Raw genomic sequence first — 18,038 nt, forward strand, 5'->3', positions numbered from 1 at the left:
TAGTGATTTCACGGCTGGGCGGGAACCTCCGCGGGGCGCTTGAACATCCGGGTGGCGGTGATCTCGCCGTGGATGGTCGGGCCGTCCGGGTCCTGGGGGGCGGGCAGGCCGGGGCGCAGGTGCTCCTCCACCGAGATGTACTTGAGGCCGGCCCGCAGGTCGGCGTCGTTGCGCAGCCGGATCACCAACGGGAACTCGGCGAGCGCGGTGGTGTCGAACAGGCCGGTGGTGTAGATCAGCTGGACGCCGAGCGCGTCCGCGACGGCGCGCTGGAGCTCCAGCAGGTAGGTGGCGTTGGCGCGGCCGATCGGGTTGTCGAGGAACAGCGTTCCGGCGTGCCGCAGTTGGGACTGGCCGCGGTCGTTGGCGCGCAGCGCGGCCATCGTGCAGTAGAGCGCGATCGCGGCGGTGAGCAGCTGGCCGCCGGAGAAGACGTCGGACATCTGGCCGACGCTCACCCGCTCGGCGCGCAGCACCGCGTCGGGCTTGAGGATCTCGACGCTGACGCCCTTGGGGCCGATCGCGGCGGCGACGCCGCGCAGCAGCAGGGACATGCCGTCGCGGCGCAGGTCGCTGTTCTTCCGGACGGCGGCGCGGGTGGCCTCGTCGATGACCTCGCCGAGGCGCTCGACCAGGGTGGCGTGGTCCGGGTCCTCGAAGCGGATCCGCAGGAACTCCTGGCCGGACCACTCCCCCAGGCCCTCGGGCAGCCGGGACAGCCGCTGGGCGGCGCGCAGGGTGGTGAGCGAGGACTCGACCAGTCCGCGCAGCCGGTCGACGATCGAGCCGCGGTTCTTCTCCAGCTGGGTCAGCTCGTCGGTGAGCACCCGCAGCCGGGGGGCGAAGGCGGCGGCCCAGGCGGCGGCGTGCTCGGGCAGCGCGGAGGCGGGCAGTTCGCGGATCTGCTGGCGGGCGGGGGTGCGGACGGCCTCGTAGCGGGCCGCGTTGGCGTGCCGGACCAGCGCGTCGGAGGCGTCCCGGACGGCGAGTTCGGCGGAGGACAGCTCGCCGACGGCGGTCCGCAGGCCGCGGCGGGCGTCGGTGGAGGCGTTGCGGGCCTCGGGCAGCGAGCCGAGGTAGGGCTCGACCGGCTGGCCGTCCTCCTCCTGCTGCTCGCGCAGGCCGTCGCGCAGCTGGCCGGCCAGCTCGTCGAAGTCGGCGCCGGCGGACTGGGCGGCGTCGAAGGTGCGCTGCAGGTCGGCGTGGGCGGTGCGGGCGGTGTCGACGGCCTCGCGGCACTCGGCGAGCCGGCCGGTGGCGGTGCGCAGCAGGGTCTGGGCGTGCTCGGGGTCGGTGGGGACGAGCTCCTCGGGCAGGTCGGTGTGCGCCTCGCCGTCGGCGGGGGCGGAGCGCTCGACCTCGCCGCGCAGCCGGCCGAGCTGCTCGCTGGCGGTGGCGGAGCGGGCCTCGATGGTGGCGACCAGTTCCTCGGCGCGGGCGGCGGCGGCCTGGCGGGCGGGGCCGTCGGCGCCGTCGGGGCTGCCGAGGAGTTCCTCGGCGCGGGTGCGGACCTTGTTGGTGAGGCGGTCGAGCTCGGTCGCGGCGGCGGCCTCGTCGCCTTCGGCGCGGGCCTGTTCGGCGCGCAGGTCGGCGCCGACGCCGACCTTCTCGTACAGCTGGGAGGCGGCCCGGTAGGCCTCGCGCAGGGCGGGCAGCGCGGCGGGGGCGGTCTGCTCGGCGGGCTCGTCGGCCTGCTCGGCGGCGGGGATCTCGGCGCGTTCGGCGCGCAGCGCGCGCACGGTGCGGCGGGCGTCGTCGGCGGCGCGCTGGGCGGCGCGGCGGTCCTCGTCGCAGGTGCGGGCGCGTTCGGCGCAGACGGCCTGGCGGCGGTCGCACTCGGCGGCGTCCTCGGCGAGTTCGCGCTGGCGGCGGGCCCAGTTGGCGCGCTCGCGCAGGCGGAAGGCGAGGCCGGAGAGGGCGTCGGCGCGGCGGCGGGCGCGCTGGGCGGTCTCGCGGTGCTCCTCGTGGGCGGAGGCGGCGGCCGCGTGGTCGGTCTCGGCCTCGTCGTGGTCGGCGCGCAGGGTGGCCAGGGCGGCGGCGGCCTGCTCGGCGTGCTCGCGGGCGGCTTCGGCGGCGGCGGCGAGTTCGGCGAGGGTGCCGGGCGGGCAGCTGGCGTGCCAGGAGGCGAGGCGGGCGGCGAGGGCGCGGTCGGCGCCGAGGCGGCCGGCGAGTTCGCGGATGTGCTCCTCGCGGGCGGCGGCGCGGGCGCGCAGTTCGCGGCGCTCGCCGTCGGCCGCGGACTCGTCGTGCATGGCCGGGTTCGGCGGCACCAGGAAGAAGGCGGGCTCGTCGGTGATCGGGGCGATCAGCGAGGCGGCGGCACCGACGGCGACGGTGGAGCGCGGCAGCAGGGCGGCGGCCTGGAGGGCCTCGCGGGCGCGCTCCAGCGAGGACGGGTCGGTGACGACCACGCCGTCGACGAGTTCGGGGCGGGCGGCGAGGATCGCCTCGTGGTCGGTGGGGTCGACGGACTGGGCGAGGTAGCGCCAGCCGGGCAGGGCGGGGATGCCGTGCTCGGCGAGGTACTCGACGGTGGCCAGCACGTCGGGGCCGGGCGGCAGCAGGCCGCCGTCGCCGAGGGCGGCGAGGATGCGGGAGTCGTCGGCGGCGGCGGTGCGCAGGTCGAACAGGGTGCGTTCGGCGGTGGCGATGGCCTCGTCGAGGAGTTCGCGCAGGTACTCGGCGTTGCGGTCGAGCACGGCGGGGGTGAGGAAGCCGGCGTCCTCCTCGGCGTCCTCTTGGTACGGCGTCAGCGAGAGCAGGTCGGCGAGCCGCTGCTCGGTGGCGAGCAGCGCGGCGGTGCGCTGCTCGGCGGCCAGCGCGCGGGCGGCGTCCTTGCGGGCGTCGCCGGCCCGTTCGGCGGCGAGTTCGGCGCGGGAGGTGGCGGCGGCGGCCTCGCGCAGCCGGACGGCGCCGGCCTCGGCCGCGGCGCGGGCCTGGGCGAGGGCCGCGGCGGCGGCCTTCTCCACGTCGGCGGCGTGCAGGGCGGCGCGGGCCGGGTCCACGTCGCCGTCGGAGTCGATGAAGCCGGCCTCGACGGCGGCCTCGGTCTCCTGCTCGACCTCGGCGAGGCGCTGGCGCAGGTGCTCGGCCTCGCTGCGGGCCTTCTGGGCGGCGGTGGCGGCCTCGGTGGCGTCGGACTGGGCCTTGCCGCCGTCCTCCTGGAGCTCGCTCGCGCGCTGCTCCTCGGTGTCGGCGCGGGTTTCGGCGGCCGCGGCGGCGGCCTCCAGGGCGCGGGCGAGCGCGGTGGCGGCGCGGGCGCGGGCGGCGAGCGCGGGGGCGGCGTCGAGTTCGGCCTCGCGGATCGCGGCGGCGACCCGGGCGACCCGGTCGGCGGCGGCGCGCTGGCGCAGTACGGCCTCGGCGGCCTGCCAGGCGGAGTGCAGGGTGCGGGCGTCGATGAGCTCGCGGCGCAGGGTGGCGGCCTCGGCGGTGGCCGCGGCGAGGCTCAGGGTGGCGTGCCGGTGGGTGAGTTCGTCGGCGATCAGGCCGTGCCGGGTGCGGTCGGACTCGGCGGCGGTGACGGCGGCCGCGGCGGCGGCGACCTCGACGGCGAGGTCCTGGGCGCGGTCGCGCTCGGCGGCGGCCCGGGAGGTGAGGGCGTGGGCGAGGCGGCGGGCGCGGCGTTCGGCGGTGCGGTGGGCCTCGCGGACGGTCTCGCGGGCGGCGGTGGCCTCGACGATGCGTTCCAGCAGGTCGAGCGAGCCTGCGGTGAAGTCGCGTTCGGCGGTGAGTTCGGAGCGCAGGCCGAGCTTGGCGGCGAAGCCGTGGACGAGGTCGGCCAGGCCGTCGGTGTCCCGGGTGTCGGTGACGGCGCGCAGCAGCAGGTCGGTGAAGTCCTTGTCCTGCTTGACCGCGAAGAGGCCGGCCGCCTCGCCCTCGTCGGCGTTCATCTCGCGCTGGTAGCGGAAGAGTTCGGGGTCGAGGCCGAGTTCGCCGAGGTGTTCGGTCCAGCGGTCGTGGCCGTCCTCGAAGACCAGGTCGAGGTGCGGGTGGGCCTTGCCGGCCTCGGTGAGGGCGTCGCGGAAGCCCTTCATGGTGCGGCGGCGGCCGCGGGCCTTCTGGTCGCCGGCCAGGCTGATCCGTTCGGCGACCGGCAGCGAGTCGAGGGTGAGGCCGGGGCCGGGGCGGAAGGAGTACCAGGTCTCGGCGAACTTGCGCGGGTCGGAGGAGACCTGGCGGCCGCGCCACTCGCTGACCTTGCCGACCACGATCGGTTCGCCGGTGACGGTGTGCTGCCACTCCAGGGCGACGTGGCCGCAGTCGTCGGCGAGCAGGAACTTGCGCAGCACGCCGGAGCTGGCGCCGCCGAGGGTGTTGCGGTGGCCGGGGAGCATCACCGAGAAGATCAGCTTGAGCAGGACGGACTTGCCGCCGCCGTTCTCCAGGAAGAGCACGCCGGCCGGGGCGGGGCGGCGGACCGGGCCCTCGGTGTCCTCGCCGAACAGGCCGATCTGCTGCGGGGCCGGGTCGGCGACGGGCTCGCCGACGCCGCGCAGGTCGAGCACCGTGTCGGCGTAGCGCGCGCCGGCCGGTCCGATCGAGTAGAGGCGGACCCGGTTGAGCTCGTACATGTGCGGCGGTTCTCCGTGCGTCTACGTGGGTGTCGGAACGGTGGGGTGGGTCAGAGCGAGTGGAACGGCAGGCCGGCATCGGCGACCAGCTCGTCGGAGGTGTCCGGCGGCAGCAGGCTGGCGGTGCCGTCGGAGACCGGGACGATGCCGAGGTCGAGCAGTTCGGCCATCGCGGCGCTGCCGGCCAGGTCGCGGACCTGGAGCTGGTAGCGGGCGGTGGTGCGGTAGGTGCCGCCGGAGTCGTCGGAGACCTTCTGCAGGAAGCCGGAGTCGACCAGGAACATCACGGCCTTGGCGACGATGCCGATGGTGGAGCCGGAGAGCCGGCGGGCGTCCTTGGTGGCGCCGGTGGCGGTGCGCCGGGCCCAGACCCGCCAGGCGGCCTCCAGGCCGGGGGCGTCGCTGGCCGGGTCGGTGTTGGCGCCGTCGGTGTCGGCCTGCTCCTCCAGCCGGCGGCAGGCCTGGCGGACGAAGGAGTCGACGCCGTTGACGGTGATCCGGCCGAGGTAGCCGTCGTCGGCGAGGTCCTCGGGGCGGGGGAAGGCCATCGCGGCGACGGCGAGGTGGGCCAGTCCGTGCAGGAAGCGGTCGGTGCTCTCGGAGGCGGCGCGGCGCGAGTAGTCGCCCATCCGGACGGCGAACAGCGACTCCTCGGCGGCGGCGACGGCCATGCCGGCCCGCGGCGAGACCTCCAGGACGACCAGGCCCATGCCGGTGGCGATGGCGTCGGCGAGCCGGGCGAACGGGGGGTCCTCGCGGTGGCGGCGGACGAGTTCGGCGTATTCGGCGTCGCGGGCGGGGAGCAGCTTGGCCTGGAGGCCGAAGGAGACCAGCCGGGCGGCGTCGGCGACGTCGGCCGGGGTGATCGGCGCGGGGGCCGCGGGTTCGGTCTCGGCCGCCCAGGACGTGTCGTGGTGGGTCGTCACGGGCGGTGCTCCTCGGGGGTGGCTCGGTGGTGGTGGTGGTGGTTCGTCACGGTGGTGCCTGTGGATGTCCCGGTCGGGCCCGGTCAGCCGGCGTCCTTGCGGTCGGCGGCCATGCCGACGGCGTCGAGCAGGGCGCTGCCGACGATCAGGTCGGCGCCGCCGAACTCCCGGTCGCGCAGCGGGGTGCCGTCGTCCACGGCGAACAGCAGCCGCTCCTCGCCCTGGCGGTAGGCGGTGCCGACCGGCGGGCTGGCCGCGTGCACGGCCAGCAGGGCGACCAGGTACGGGAGTTCCGGGTCCTGCTTGCGGGCGTCGGCGAGCAGGCCGGAGAGCCGGCGGGGGGCGTCCGGGGGCAGGTCGAGGAGTTCCTGGGCGGCTTCCAGCTGGGCTTCGGAGAAGCGGCTGTCGTCCGGGGTGGCGACCAGGTCCGGGTCGGGCAGTTCGGCGCCGAGGTGCTCTCGCTCGACCGGCGGGGTGAGCAGCAGGTCGACCAGGTCGGCGACCCGCACCGAGACGGGCGTGCGCAGGCCGGCGCCGCGGGCGAAGAAGGCGCCGGTGGGGCGGACCGCCTGCTCTATCGGCAGCCGCAGCACGGGGGCGAGCAGCTGCCCGTACAGGTCGATGCCGCTGCGGGCGCCGGGGGTGGCGAAGGCCTGCCGGTCCTGCTCGGCGCGGAACAGCGGACCGGCCTCCAGCAGGCGGGTCTGCAGCTGGGTGTGGCGGCGGATGCAGTCCTTGACGATGTCGACCAGCTCGGCGGCGCGGCGCTTGTGCTCCTGGTCCTCGGCCTCGTCGCGGGCCTTGCGGATGTTGGTGAGAATCGCGTTCTCGTGCCGGTAGCGGTCGGCGATGTGGTCCAGCGCCTCGTCGATGAGGTCCGGGACGGCCTGCATCCAGTCGACCGCGCGGACGTTGCGGCGGGTGGCGTCGAGGGCTCGGCGCAGCGTCTCGGCGTACTGGACGGTGCGGTAGCGGGCCTGTTCGGCGGCCAGCTGGGCGTCGGCCAGGCGGCCGCGGCGGATCAGCACCTCCAGCTTGACCTCGGCGGCGATCTGGGCCGAGGTGACGTCGGTGTCGAGCGCGCCGACCAGGACGTTGACCGCCTCGTCGGTGGTGCGCAGGTAGACGCCGCCGTCGGGGCCGGGGACCTCCTCGATCAGCTTGAAGTCGTAGTCCCGGCGGACGTACTCGCCGTCGGCGCCGAAGGTGCCGTAGACGGCGCGGAAGCCGCGGTCCACGCTGCCGACGTTGATCAGCGACTCCAGCACCCAGCGGGCGACCCGCTCGTGCTCGGGGGCGGGCCGACGCGGGGCCTGGGCGGCGACCCGGGGCAGCATCCGGGCGAGCACTATGTCGCGGTCGGCCCCGGTGTCGAAGTCCATGTGCAGGGTGACCAGGTCGATCGCGGCGAGGCCGACCTCGGCCATCGCGTAGCCGCCGTACTCGCCGGCCAGGTTGACCTTGCGGTTGTCCAGGTCGTGCAGCGGGGCGGTGCAGGCCAGCGCCTTGAGCCGGCGGGCCAGGCCTTCGTCGGCGGCGGGGCCGGGCGCGGGCCGCGGGGCGGGCACGGCGGCGCCGGCGGCCGGGCGCAGGCCGGGCTCGGTGGGCGGGTCAGCGATGACGGTCACGGAGGACAAGATTAGAGGTTCGCACCGACATCGACCGAAACGGCCCTTGTGGACGGGCGACGCGGCAGCTGAGCGGCACTGAAAGGGGCCGAATCAGAACGGGATTTCGACGGGATCCCGCCATTCTCGAACGGGTATGCGAGAAAACCGTGGGGCCGGCGCGGCGGTTCGGTGATGATCGACCCATGATCACCCGACTCGCGAAAGCCGGCCTCGCCGCCGCGCTGTCCGTGACCACCCTCCTCACCGGCGCCGCCGTCGCCGCGGCCGCGCCGACCGACGCACCCGGCCCCTCGGCGCAGCACGTGACGGTCTCGCTGAACGGCTACCTGCCGAGCACCACCCCGCCCGGGCCGGGCGGGTTCTCGGTCACCTGGACCTCGGCGGGGACGGCCGACCTCACCGGGCCGACCCACATCACCCTCGACCTGCCGCAGGGGCTCACCACCGACGGTGCGATGTTCTACTCCACGCCGTACGACTACACCTTCACCGAGACCGTCTCGCCGGACGGCCGCCACCTGGACGCCGTGCTGGTCGGCTCCCGGCGGGTCGGGTTCACCGAGTTCATGAAGCTGAAGGTGTACGGCGACCCGACCAAGGCGTCCGGCCAGCTGGTCGCGACCATCGGCAACCCGAACGACACCGACCCCACCGGCCACGTCGCGATCGCGACCCTGGACGGCAGCACCCCGGCGCCGGTCGTCCCGGACGCGCCGTCCGTGACCGGCCTGGACACCACCACCGGCCCGGGCACCGGCGGCACCGCGGTCACCGTCGGCGGCAGCAACCTGAGCCACGGCATGGTGCTGGTCGGCGGCGTTCCGGCGCCGGGCGGCTGCACCGACACCGCCTGCACGGTGACCACGCCCGGCGGGTCCGGCAGCGCCCCGGTCAGCGTGGTGACCCCCGGCGGCACGGCCGCGGCGCCGGTCGCCTTCGACTACACCGGTGCCGCCTCGCCGGCGCCGCCCGCGCCGACGGTCACGTACCTGGGCCCGGCCAGTGGGCCGGTGGCCGGCGGCACCTCGGTCGCGATCGCGGGCGCGAACCTGACGTACGGGTCGGTGCGGTTCGGCGGGGTGCCGGCCGACCGGGTCTCCTGCGGCCCGAAGTTCTGCACGGCGTACGCGCCGACGGCCGCCCAGCCGGGGCCGGTGGACGTCACGGTCACCACGGCGGGCGGCACCAGCGCGCCGTTCACGTTCACGTACACGGCGTAGCCGCTCCTCCCCCGATGCCCGGGTGCCGCTCCGGCGCCCGGGCATCGGTGCGTCCGGGGACCGGTGGCTTCAGGCAAGTTGAACACGTTCAAATCGAGGGTCTAGAGTCGACCGTACGCAGACGGGACAAGGCCCGGCTGCACATTCGGCATGGGCGCGCGCCCGGCGCGCGCGGGAGGTGTGCGTGATGGACGGCGATCCTGCGGTCATCCTGCGGCGGGTCCGACGGTGGCTCCGGTTCTTCCTGGTCTGCCTGGTGCTGAGCGGCCTGACCGCCTTCCCGCTGGAGACCGAGACCCGCTGGCTGGTCGAGTTCGCCACCGGCCCGGCCGCCCCGCTGACCGACCACGTCCCGGCCGTCACGGCCTGGTTCGAGCGGGTCCACACCGGCATCGCCGAGACCAACCGGCACTACCCGTTCCTGGCCTACGGCACCGACTGGCTGGCCTTCGCCCACCTGGTCATCGGCGCCGCCTTCTGGGGGCCGCTCAAGGACCCGGTCCGCAACATCTGGGTGATCCGCTGGGCGGTGCTCGCCTGCGGCGCGGTGATCCCGCTGGCGCTGATCTGCGGACCGCTGCACGGGATACCGCTCGCCTGGCGATTCATCGACATGTCGTTCGGTGTCTTCGGCGTCATTCCGCTGCTGATCGTGCTGCGCGCCCTGCGTCCGCTGGAACGTTCCTTCCAGGAGCGCCTTGCCGCGAACTGAGTCGGTGGTCCACGGCGCCGCCCCGGGGCGCGGATGAGCAGGCCGCGCGCCGGGGGGCCTGTCGGCCGTCCGGGTCACGGCCGACGGGCTTCATCGCCAGGCCCTACCATCTGGCTCAACAGCTGCTGGGAGGCGGACGCGCGTGGCCGATGCGGTGATCGATCTCAATGCGGACCTCGGAGAGGGGTTCGGGCGCTGGACCCTGACCGACGACGAGGCGCTGCTGTCGGTGGTGACCAGCGCCAACGTCGCCTGCGGCTTCCACGCCGGGGACCCGTCGACGATGCGCCGGGTCTGCTCGCTGGCCGCCGAACGCGGCGTCCGGATCGGCGCCCAGGTCTCCTACCGCGACCTCGCGGGCTTCGGCCGCCGCGCCATGGACGTCCCGCCGGAGGAACTGGCCGACGAGATCGCCTACCAGATCGGCGCCCTCCAGGTCTTCGCCCGGGCCGCCGGCTCCCGGGTCTCCTACGTCAAACCGCACGGCGCGCTCTACAACCGGGTGGTCTCCGACTCCGAGCAGGCCGAGGCCGTGGTGGCCGGGGTGCTGCGGGCGGGCGCGGTCTGCGACGGGCCGCTGCCCGTCCTCGGGCTGCCCGGCTCCCGGCTGCTCGCCGTCGCCGAGGGGGTCGGACTGCCGGTGGTCGCCGAGGCCTTCGCCGACCGCGCCTACACCTGGGCCGGCACCCTCGTCCCGCGCCGCGAGCCCGACGCGGTGGTGCACGACCCCGAGACGGTCATCACCCGCGCCGTCGGGATCGCCCGGGACGGCACGGTGGAGGCCGTCGGCGGCGACCGGATCGCCGTCGAGGCCCGCTCGCTGTGCGTCCACGGGGACACCCCGGGGGCCGCGCAACTCGCCTGGCGGATCCGCGGCGCCCTCGCCTCGGCCGGGGTGCGGGTCGAGGCCTTCTCGTGACGGGCGGGTCCGGCGGGCCGGGTGGGCCCGGCGGGCCGACGCGGCCGGGCGGTTCGGGTTCGGGCGGTTCGGGTCCGGTGCGGCGGGTCGGCGAGCGGGCGCTGCTGGTCGAGCTCCCCGGCACCGCCGAGGTCGCCGCGCTGTACGGGTGGCTGCGGGAGCGGCAGAGCGGCGGGGAGCTCGGCGGGGTCGGCGAGATCGTGCCCGCCGCCCGCACCGTCCTGCTGGACGAGGTCGCGGACATCGCCGCGGTGACCGCGCTGCTGCGCACCGCCCGTCCGACGGCGGCCGCGGCGGCCAGCGGGCCGCTGGTGGAGGTCCCGACCGTGTACGACGGCGCCGACCTCGAGGAGGTCGCGGCGCTGTGGGGCGTCTCCGCGGAGGCGGCCGTACGGATCCACACCGCACCCGAGTACGTGGTCGCCTTCTGCGGCTTCGCCCCCGGCTTCGGCTACCTCACCGGGCTGCCGCCGCAGTACGGGGTACCCCGCCGGGCCACCCCGCGCAGCGCCGTCCCGACCGGCTCGGTCGCCCTGGCCGGGACGTACACCGGCGTCTACCCCAGCCCGTCCCCCGGCGGCTGGCAGCTGATCGGGCGGACGGCGCTGGCGCTCTGGGACCCGGCGCGCGAGCCGGCGGCGCTGCTGGCGCCGGGGACGCGGGTGCGCTTCACGGCGGAACGGGCGTAGCGGCGCGGGCGTAGCGGCGCGAACCGCCGGTGGTACGGCCCGGGCCGCCTAGCTGGGCGCCTGCCGGCCCTCGTCCGCGCCCAGGGCGACGGCGGCCGCAGCCGCGAAGCCGTCCGGGTTGTCGAACATGATGTTGTGCCCGCAGTCCGGCACCTCCACCACCCGCACCCCCGCCGCGCGCAGCCCGTCGGCGCCCGAGGGGCCGTCCGCCTCCGGGTGGAGGAAGGTGCGCGGGAGGTCGAGCCCGAGCAGCATCGCGCGCATGGTCGGTTCGCTCCCCCGGGCGAGGTGCGCGGCGCTGCGGTACAGGCCCTCGGGCCCGGCCAGCCGCATGGTGGACCACCAGGACGGGCCGACCCGTTCGGCCACCTCCGCCCGGCCGCCGGCCAGGAACTCGGCCTCGGTGTAGCCCGCGATCCCGCTGCTGCCGATCCGCTCGGGGTCGGGCGCGATCGGGTCGAGGTTGGCGTCCACCAGGACCAGCCGGGAGACCAGCCCGGGGTGGCGGTGCGCCAGGACGATCGCGATCGCGCCGCCCATGCTGTGGGCGACCACCTCGACCCGGCGGAGTCCGGCCGCCGCGACGGCCGCCGCGACCGTGTCGGCGTGCTCCTCCAGGGTGTAGCCGAAGTCGGTGGGCCGGTCGCTGATCCCGAAGCCGAGCAGGTCGAGCAGCAGCGACCGGCGCCCGGCGAGCAGCGGGTGGGCGGCGGCGGCCGCGAAGTAGACGGGCGAGCTGGCGCCGAGGCCGTGCAGGTAGAGCCGGGCGGGCTCGGCGCCGGGCAGCTCGACCCAGCGGATCCGGTCGCCGTTCGGGGTGACGGGGGTTTCGCGCACGTGCACACGCTCCTGGGTCGGTCGGTACTGTCGAGGCCAGACCATACCTCGACATCGAGGTATACCGGAACCGATATACCGATGCACCGAGACACGGATCTGGGAGAGTGGCCCCATGCTCAAGCTCGCGATCCTCGGGTTCCTGTACGACCGGCCGCTGCACGGCTACGAACTGCGCCGCCACCTCGCCGCGCTCACCGGCCACATCCGCCCGATCAGCGACGGCTCGCTCTACCCCGCGATCAAGCGGCTGGAGGCCGACGGCCTGCTGGTCCGCGAGACCGAGCCCGGCAGCGCCGCCGCACCCCGGCACACCCTCCACCTGACGGCGGCCGGCCGCACCGCACTGCTCGACCGGCTGCGCGAGCCCGAGCCGCTCGACATCAGCGACGGGAACCGCTGGACCACCGTGGTCTCCTTCCTCCGCCACCTCGACGACCCGGCCGCCCAGGCCGCCGTGCTCCGCCGCCGGCTGGCCTTCCTGACCGAGCCCGCCAGCTTCTTCTACGAGGGCGACCGCCCGCGCACCGCCGAGGAGTTCACCGACCCGTTCCGGCGCGGCCTGCTGCTGACCGCCCGGGCCACCACCGAGGCCGAACTCGGCTGGCTGCGCGCCACCCTGGCCGAGCTGGAGCTCCTGACGGGCTGACCGAAAGCCGTCCGGACGCCCTTCCCTCCCCGCCCCGGGCGTGCTCCGATGGCCCCCATGGGCAACGACTTCGACGAGAACGACCCGCACGAGAACGACGATCGACGCGAGGGCTACAGCGGCACCGGCACGGGCGCGATCACCCCGGACGGCTGCGCGGTGGAGGTGTGGACCCGGCTCCCGGCGGGCGACACTCCGGACGTGATCGAGGCGGCCGTCCCGCCCGGCGCCAGCATCCTCGAACTGGGCTGCGGCGTCGGCCGGATGACCCACCCCCTGACCGAGCGCGGCTTCACCGTGACGGCCGTGGACGAGTCCGCCGAGATGCTGGCCCGGGTGCGCCCGGAGGTCCGCACGGTGCGCAGCCCGATCGAACGGCTGGACCTCGGCGAGCGCTTCGACGTCGTGATGCTGGCCTCCTTCCTGGTGCACGCCGGCGATCCGGCCGTGCGCCAGGGCCTGTTGGAGACCTGCCGCCGCCACGTCGCCGAGGACGGCTGCGTGCTGGTGCAGCGTGAGGGCGAGGACTGGCACCGCAACGTGCCCCGGGAGAGCCGGATCGCCGGGACGGACGGGGTGGCCCGGATCCTCTCCACGACACCGATCGGTTCCGGGGTGAATTCGGTCCGGTCCGAATACGTCTTCCCGGACGGCACCTGGAGCCAGACCTTCCTGTCCCGCCCGCTCACCACGGCGGCCTTCGAGGAGGCCCTGGCGGACGCCGGTCTGCGGGTCGAGACCTACCTGACGGAGGACCGCACCTGGGTCCGGGCCCGACCGGCCGGCTAGCCCGGCGCTGGTCCGGGCGCGGGTCCGGCACGACGCTGGTCCGGCCCGGGACGGACGTGAACTCGGCACGGCGGCACGGATCCGGTGCGCAAAGGCGGGTTAAAGGGTGAACAAAGAGTTGTCACCTTCACCCCGTACCATCGGCCGCGCGCCGGGCCCGTGCGCGGCCCGGGGCCGTGCGGGTCGCGGTCGTCCGCCCGCCCCCGACCCGCAAGGACCCCGCCCATGCCGCGCCCGCAGCACACCCGCCCGATACCCCTGGCGGGTGTCCGGTGATCGACTGGTTCCACGGGGCCGTCCTCGGCCTGATCCAGGGGCTCACCGAGTTCCTGCCCATCTCCTCCAGCGCCCATCTGCGGGTGTTCTCCGCCCTGTTGGGCTGGGACGACCCGGGCGCGGCCTTCACCGCCGTGACCCAGCTCGGCACCGAGGCCGCCGTGCTGATCTACTTCCGCCGGGACATCGCCTCGATCGTCCGCACCTGGGCGCTGTCGCTGTTCCGCCCGGCGCTGCGCTCCGATCCGGACGCCGGGATGGGCTGGTTCGTCATTCTCGGCACCCTGCCGATCGGCGTCCTCGGCAAGCTGTTCCAGGACTCCGTCGAGACCCACCTGCGCGATCTGCGGATCATCGGCACCACGCTGATCGTCTTCGGTCTCGTGCTGGCCCTCGCGGACCGCACCCGCGCCGTCCGCCGGGCCAGGCCGATCACCGACCTGACCCTGCCGCACGCGGCCGCCTACGGCTTCGCCCAGGCGCTGGCGCTGATCCCGGGCGTCTCCCGCTCCGGGGGCACGATCAGCGCGGGCCTGCTGCTCGGCTACAGCCGGGAGGCGGCGGCCCGGTACTCGTTCCTGCTGGCGATCCCGGCGGTGCTCGCCTCGGGGATGCTGGAGCTGTTCAAGATCGGCGAGGGCCCGGCCCCGGCCTGGGGGCCGACGATCCTGGCCACCCTGATCGCCTTCGCGGTCGGCTACGCGGCGATCGCCTGGTTCCTCAGGTACATCTCGAACAACAGCTTCCTGCCGTTCGTGGTGTACCGGGTGCTGCTCGGCGCCCTGATCATCGGCCTGGTGGCGGGCGGCGTCCTGGCCCCGGACGCGGGCTCGGTCAAGTAGAACCCCGTTCCACTCGCAGCCGCCCGGAGGAGAACGCAGTGGGGCCGGGACACCGTGTCGGTGCCCCGGCCCCACTGAACGCTGACGGGCCTACCGGCCGGAGTCCCGGGCGGTCAGCCGGCCGCGTACGGCGGCGTGGACCTCGGCCTCCTCGGCCGGGTCGGCGGCGAGCCTCCGCAGCCGCTCCAGCACACGCGCGTCGCCGGTGGTGGCGACGTGGCGCGCGGCGAGCTCGCGGGTGGACTCCTCGCAGTCCCAGAGGCACTCGACGGCGGGCCCCTCGGGGAAGTGCACGTCGGTCGCGGCGAGCGCCCGGGCGGCGCGGCCGCGCAGTTCGGAGGAGGCGGCCTCCCCGTAGATGTGGCGCAGGACCGGGACGGCGTCGGCGGCGGCCAGCCGCCCCGCACCGTCGACCAGCGACCCGAGCCCGGCACCGCTGACCCCGCGCACGGAGATCCAGCGGCGCAGTCCGGCGACCACCAGCGGGGCGTCGGCCGGCTCCCCCGCGTCGGCGAGCAGGCGCACGGCCGTCTCGCCGAGCGCGCTGTCGGCTCCCCCGCTGGCCGGGTCGGCCCAGCGGCGGGCCTGGACCAGCACCTCGGGGCCGCGCATCCGGCCGAGCAGCTCCAACGCTGCCCGGACCATCCGGTCGTCCACGTCAGCTGCGGCGGCCTCGATCAGTTCGAGGGCGGCCTGGTCCCGTTGCTCGACCAGGTAGCGCAGGGCGGCCCGGCGGGCGCCGGGCAGGCCGTCACGGGCGGCCTCCAGCAGGAGGGGACGGTCCTCGGGCCGGACCACGGCGGTCAGACAGCGGGCGGCCGCGGCGGCCCGGCGGTCCACCGCGTCGGGGCCGGAGCGGTCCTCGTCGGTGCGCACCGGCTCGGGGCGGCTCAGGAAGGCGCCGGCGCCGAGGTCGCCCAGCTGGCCCTGGTCGGCCCAGGCCAGGACGTCGGCGGTGGACCAGCCCGGGGTGACGCCGCCGCGGTTGAGCTGGCGCTGCCAGAGGTCGAAGGGTGACTGCTCGCCGGCGGCGGCCACTCTCGGGTGGTAGGCCGCCCAGAGCCGCCAGGGCCGGGGCTCGTAGGCGTTGCGGATGAAGTCGCGCAGCTCGGCGTCGCCCTCGGGGCCCGGCGGGAAGCGGTCCAGCACGGCGGTGCCGAGCAGCAGCAGGCCCCGGTCGTCGTCGCGCAGGGCGAGCTCGTCCAGGGCCCAGGCCCAGTTGGCGCCCGTGGCGGCGTACTCGCGCAGCATCAGCAGCGCGTCGCGCCGGCCGTACGCGGCGAGGTGGCCCAGGACGGAGAGGGCGAGGCCGGTGCGGCTCTCGTCGTCGCTGACGAGGTCCTCGGCGGAGTGGAGGTGGTCCTCGATGCCCTCGAGGGAGGCCTCCAGCTCCATGTAGAGGCGTGCGTAGTAGAGGGAGCGGCTCTCGACCTGCCAGTCGGCCCGCGGATCCCTGGTGACGCATTCCTCCAGCGCGGCGATGGCCTCGGCACGGTCGGCAGCCAGCGCATGGAGCTGCCCGTCTCCACGGCCTCGCTGAAGGAGGCCAAGGAGGCTGGCGCTAGGTGCTATCACTGGCTCGAACATGAGGTCAGCATCCGTTGCGGCGGTCGTAGTGGCAACGGGATTTCCGTCGCCGGGGTCTCTGGTCGGTACTGCGGTGGGCGCCCGGGCGCCGGAATCACCGAAGGTTACCGCCTCGGACCCCCTTCCGCACACAGGGCAACGAAGGCCACTGCCAGGGTGGCATATGCCAGAGGAATTTTGCCTGCGTTCTGTCCAAATCGCCCACACCGGTCGCGACGCTGTGCGACAGTCTTCTCACCACCACCACGCCCCGCGCACGGCGGGGCACACCGAGCGATGGACCCGTCATGAACATGCCCTTAGGCACCGCCCGCCCGCCGGACACCGTCACGGTGGACGGCGCCCGGGCGGGCGCGGACGGCACGGGCACGGACTCCGCCGACGACGGCTCCGACAGCGGAACGGACGGCAGAGTGGACGGCACGGCGCAGGAGCCGTCCGGCCCCCACCTCGGCAAGGCCGGCACCGGGAACGACCGGGCCGTCGGCTCCGCCGAGTGGGACCTGCTCACCGACCGGGTCCGCTGGGACCAGGCGACCTACCTCCTCCTCGGCTGCGACCCGGGCCACGGCCCGCTCAGCCTCGACCGGCTGCCCGACCGCCTCCCCGAGGCGGACCGGCCGCTGCTGCGCCGGATGATGACCGACGCCCTGGTGCACGGCCGTCCGGCCGCCGGCACCCTGCGGATCCGCCGCCCCTGCGGACGGCACGACCACGTCGAGTGCGCGGGCGAACCCGTGCTCGACGCCGACGGCACCGTCACCGCGCTGCGGATGCTGCTCCGGCCGGCCCCGCCGGCCTGAACCCCGCGTCCTTCCCGGGACAGCCCCTCCCGGGCCCTCCCCGACCGGCCGCCCGTCTCACGACGGTCGCGGCCGGTTCTTGGCGTCCGCCGCCCGCAGCTCCCGGCCGAGCTCCGCGCGCAGCTCGTCCACCACCGGCAGCCCCCGGTAACGGGCGGTCAGCCGGTACATCTCACGCAGCCGGTCCCAGGTCCGGTGCGAGGAGTTCTGGCCGATCAGGTTCATCACCATCTTGGCCTGGAACTCCGCCGCGTCCGGCTCCCCGGTGATCCAGTGCACCGAGGCCAGGGTGATCCGGTCGAACAGGGCCGAGCGCAGCTGCCCGGTGCCCTCCCGCAGGGTGATCACCCGCTCCGCGTGCCGCCGCGCCTGCGGGGCCGCGGCCGGGTCGTGCTCGGAGAGGGTGCGCAGCACCAGCGCCTGCATGCCGCGCAGTTCGGCCTCGTCGAAGACCTGCATCCAGGACGGCGGCGGCTCCGATGAGTCCTCGGTGAACAGCTCCTCCGCCTCGCCGAGCAGCCGGTAGGTGTCCTGGGAGTGCCCGATCGAGGCGTGCGCCCAGGCCTCGACGGTGTTGAACATCGCCCGCGTTCTCGGCAGCACCAGGCCGCCCCCCGCCTTGGCCGCCGACATCAGCTCGATCGCGTCGTCGGCCCGGCCGAGGTGCACCATCTGCCGCGCGGCCCGGGAGATCGCCTCGCCGGCCCGCGGCCGGTCGCCGGCCTCCTTGGCGGCCTCGGCCGCGATCATGAAGTACCGCTGGGCGGTGGGCTCCAGGCCCACGTCGTGCGACATCCAGCCGGCCAGCACGGCCAGGTTGGCCGCGACCAGCCACAGCCGCTGCTCCACCACCGGCGCGTGCCGGTGCGTCAACAGGCCGCCGACCTCGTTGAGTTGACCGACCACCGCCTTGCGCTGCAGCCCGCCGCCGCGGGCCGCGTCCCAGGCCCGGAAGACCTGCACCGAGCGTTCCAGCGACTCCACCTCGTCGAGCCCGACCGGGCCCGCGTCGTACACGTCGACCACCGGGCGCGCGCCGCCCCCGGTGACCACCTGGCGCTGGCCGGGCAGGGCGGCCGCGTACGCGACCGCGTCCCCGCCCAGCCAGCCCCGCAGGGAGTCGGCGACGACCGCCCCGGCCGTGAGCGCGGCTCCGGCGCCCACCAATCCACGTCGGTTCAGCATGAGGTCCATTCCCGTGAACTCGGTGAGGACCGCGGCTGTTCGATCCGGCGACCATGGCACTGCTGCGGACGGCTCCGCTCCGGACCTGGTGGGCCGGTGTCGTTCCAGACCGAGGTCCTCAGTGGTGACGACACGTCCGAGCCGCTCCGTGAACACGGCCGCCAGCACCCTCGGCACCGGATCGCGCGGGATCTCCCCCTGCTCGATCCACCGCCGTACCCTCGACGTGTCGGTGGACAGCTGCTGCTGCCCCAGCGCGGCACCCCGACGGTTGACCAACCGGGCCAGCTCGCCCTTGGACCATCCGGTCAGGACGAACAGGTCGGCGAGTCGGGTGTTGGGTTCCCTGCTCAAAATGAAGCCCCCAGGTTCCTCGGCACTTCGAGGCTAGAGGCTCCG

Annotated in this window: 14 protein-coding genes; 8 read left to right on the forward strand and 6 right to left on the reverse strand. The window is 75.2% G+C overall.

Annotated features, from left to right (window positions below):
• Window positions 1–8: 8 nt before the first annotated feature.
• From ACFVXG_RS38640 to ACFVXG_RS38650, 3 genes are all read right to left on the reverse strand, one after another.
• The gene (locus ACFVXG_RS38640; RefSeq protein ID WP_387934705.1) at window positions 9–4,574 is read right to left on the reverse strand and encodes a hypothetical protein; all 4,566 of its coding nucleotides are present in this window, start codon (window positions 4,572–4,574) and stop codon (window positions 9–11) included.
• Window positions 4,575–4,624: 50 nt separating this feature from the next.
• Window positions 4,625–5,500, reverse strand: coding sequence for a hypothetical protein (locus ACFVXG_RS38645; protein ID WP_387934706.1), 876 nt, complete (start codon window positions 5,498–5,500; stop codon window positions 4,625–4,627).
• Window positions 5,501–5,583: 83 nt separating this feature from the next.
• On the reverse strand, window positions 5,584–7,092 hold the full coding sequence (locus tag ACFVXG_RS38650; RefSeq protein WP_387934795.1) for a hypothetical protein: 1,509 nt from the start codon (window positions 7,090–7,092) through the stop codon (window positions 5,584–5,586).
• 221 nt (window positions 7,093–7,313) lie between these two features.
• On the opposite strand from ACFVXG_RS38650, the gene ACFVXG_RS38655 reads away from it, so the two are divergent.
• The 4 genes from ACFVXG_RS38655 (at window position 7,314) to pxpB (ending at window position 10,671) form a co-directional block, all read left to right on the forward strand.
• Window positions 7,314–8,351 (forward strand): IPT/TIG domain-containing protein, encoded by a 1,038-nt coding sequence (locus ACFVXG_RS38655; protein ID WP_387934708.1) that lies wholly within the window; start codon window positions 7,314–7,316, stop codon window positions 8,349–8,351.
• Window positions 8,352–8,538: 187 nt separating this feature from the next.
• Window positions 8,539–9,063 carry a hypothetical protein gene (locus ACFVXG_RS38660; RefSeq protein ID WP_387934709.1) on the forward strand — a complete coding sequence of 175 codons (525 nt, stop codon included), beginning with the start codon at window positions 8,539–8,541 and terminating at the stop codon, window positions 9,061–9,063.
• Window positions 9,064–9,205: 142 nt separating this feature from the next.
• Window positions 9,206–9,982 (forward strand): LamB/YcsF family protein, encoded by a 777-nt coding sequence (locus ACFVXG_RS38665; RefSeq protein ID WP_387934710.1) that lies wholly within the window; start codon window positions 9,206–9,208, stop codon window positions 9,980–9,982.
• A gap of 77 nt (window positions 9,983–10,059) precedes the next feature.
• Window positions 10,060–10,671 (forward strand): 5-oxoprolinase subunit PxpB, encoded by a 612-nt coding sequence (gene pxpB, locus ACFVXG_RS38670; RefSeq protein WP_387934712.1) that lies wholly within the window; start codon window positions 10,060–10,062, stop codon window positions 10,669–10,671.
• 48 nt (window positions 10,672–10,719) lie between these two features.
• Here pxpB and ACFVXG_RS38675 read toward each other — a convergent pair whose 3' ends face one another.
• On the reverse strand, window positions 10,720–11,508 hold the full coding sequence (locus tag ACFVXG_RS38675) for an alpha/beta fold hydrolase (protein ID WP_387934714.1): 789 nt from the start codon (window positions 11,506–11,508) through the stop codon (window positions 10,720–10,722).
• Between the two features lie 115 nt (window positions 11,509–11,623).
• Between ACFVXG_RS38675 and ACFVXG_RS38680 the strand changes: the two genes are divergently transcribed.
• The 3 genes from ACFVXG_RS38680 (at window position 11,624) to ACFVXG_RS38690 (ending at window position 14,064) form a co-directional block, all read left to right on the forward strand.
• Window positions 11,624–12,157: a PadR family transcriptional regulator gene (locus ACFVXG_RS38680; protein WP_387934716.1), complete on the forward strand. Its 534-nt coding sequence runs from the start codon at window positions 11,624–11,626 to the stop codon at window positions 12,155–12,157.
• Window positions 12,158–12,214: 57 nt separating this feature from the next.
• Window positions 12,215–12,946, forward strand: coding sequence for a class I SAM-dependent methyltransferase (locus ACFVXG_RS38685; protein ID WP_387934718.1), 732 nt, complete (start codon window positions 12,215–12,217; stop codon window positions 12,944–12,946).
• A gap of 275 nt (window positions 12,947–13,221) precedes the next feature.
• Window positions 13,222–14,064, forward strand: coding sequence for an undecaprenyl-diphosphate phosphatase (locus tag ACFVXG_RS38690; RefSeq protein WP_387934797.1), 843 nt, complete (start codon window positions 13,222–13,224; stop codon window positions 14,062–14,064).
• A 90-nt stretch (window positions 14,065–14,154) separates the two neighbouring features.
• Here the strand turns inward: ACFVXG_RS38690 and ACFVXG_RS38695 are convergent, their stop codons facing one another.
• The gene (locus ACFVXG_RS38695) at window positions 14,155–15,651 is read right to left on the reverse strand and encodes a HEAT repeat domain-containing protein (RefSeq protein ID WP_387934720.1); all 1,497 of its coding nucleotides are present in this window, start codon (window positions 15,649–15,651) and stop codon (window positions 14,155–14,157) included.
• A 287-nt stretch (window positions 15,652–15,938) separates the two neighbouring features.
• Here ACFVXG_RS38695 and ACFVXG_RS38700 point away from each other — a divergent pair, with 287 nt between their 5' ends.
• Window positions 15,939–16,454, forward strand: coding sequence for a PAS domain-containing protein (locus ACFVXG_RS38700; RefSeq protein ID WP_387934721.1), 516 nt, complete (start codon window positions 15,939–15,941; stop codon window positions 16,452–16,454).
• A 57-nt stretch (window positions 16,455–16,511) separates the two neighbouring features.
• Here ACFVXG_RS38700 and ACFVXG_RS38705 read toward each other — a convergent pair whose 3' ends face one another.
• The gene (locus tag ACFVXG_RS38705; protein ID WP_387934723.1) at window positions 16,512–17,993 is read right to left on the reverse strand and encodes a hypothetical protein; all 1,482 of its coding nucleotides are present in this window, start codon (window positions 17,991–17,993) and stop codon (window positions 16,512–16,514) included.
• Window positions 17,994–18,038: the final 45 nt, after the last annotated feature.

The organism is Kitasatospora sp. NPDC058162, assembly GCF_042884005.1.
Lineage (GTDB): Bacteria > Actinomycetota > Actinomycetes > Streptomycetales > Streptomycetaceae > Kitasatospora.

Bases quoted from the DNA above. Each gene is read 5' to 3' on its own strand.
- ACFVXG_RS38640 (WP_387934705.1), bottom strand. From the start codon at position 4,574: ATGTACGAGCTCAACCGGGTCCGCCTCTACTCGATCGGACCGGCCGGC.
- ACFVXG_RS38655 (WP_387934708.1), top strand. From the start codon at position 7,314: ATGATCACCCGACTCGCGAAAGCCGGCCTCGCCGCCGCGCTGTCCGTG.
- ACFVXG_RS38660 (WP_387934709.1), top strand. From the start codon at position 8,539: ATGGACGGCGATCCTGCGGTCATCCTGCGGCGGGTCCGACGGTGGCTC.
- ACFVXG_RS38680 (WP_387934716.1), top strand. From the start codon at position 11,624: ATGCTCAAGCTCGCGATCCTCGGGTTCCTGTACGACCGGCCGCTGCAC.
- ACFVXG_RS38685 (WP_387934718.1), top strand. From the start codon at position 12,215: ATGGGCAACGACTTCGACGAGAACGACCCGCACGAGAACGACGATCGA.
- ACFVXG_RS38695 (WP_387934720.1), bottom strand. From the start codon at position 15,651: ATGTTCGAGCCAGTGATAGCACCTAGCGCCAGCCTCCTTGGCCTCCTT.
- ACFVXG_RS38700 (WP_387934721.1), top strand. From the start codon at position 15,939: ATGAACATGCCCTTAGGCACCGCCCGCCCGCCGGACACCGTCACGGTG.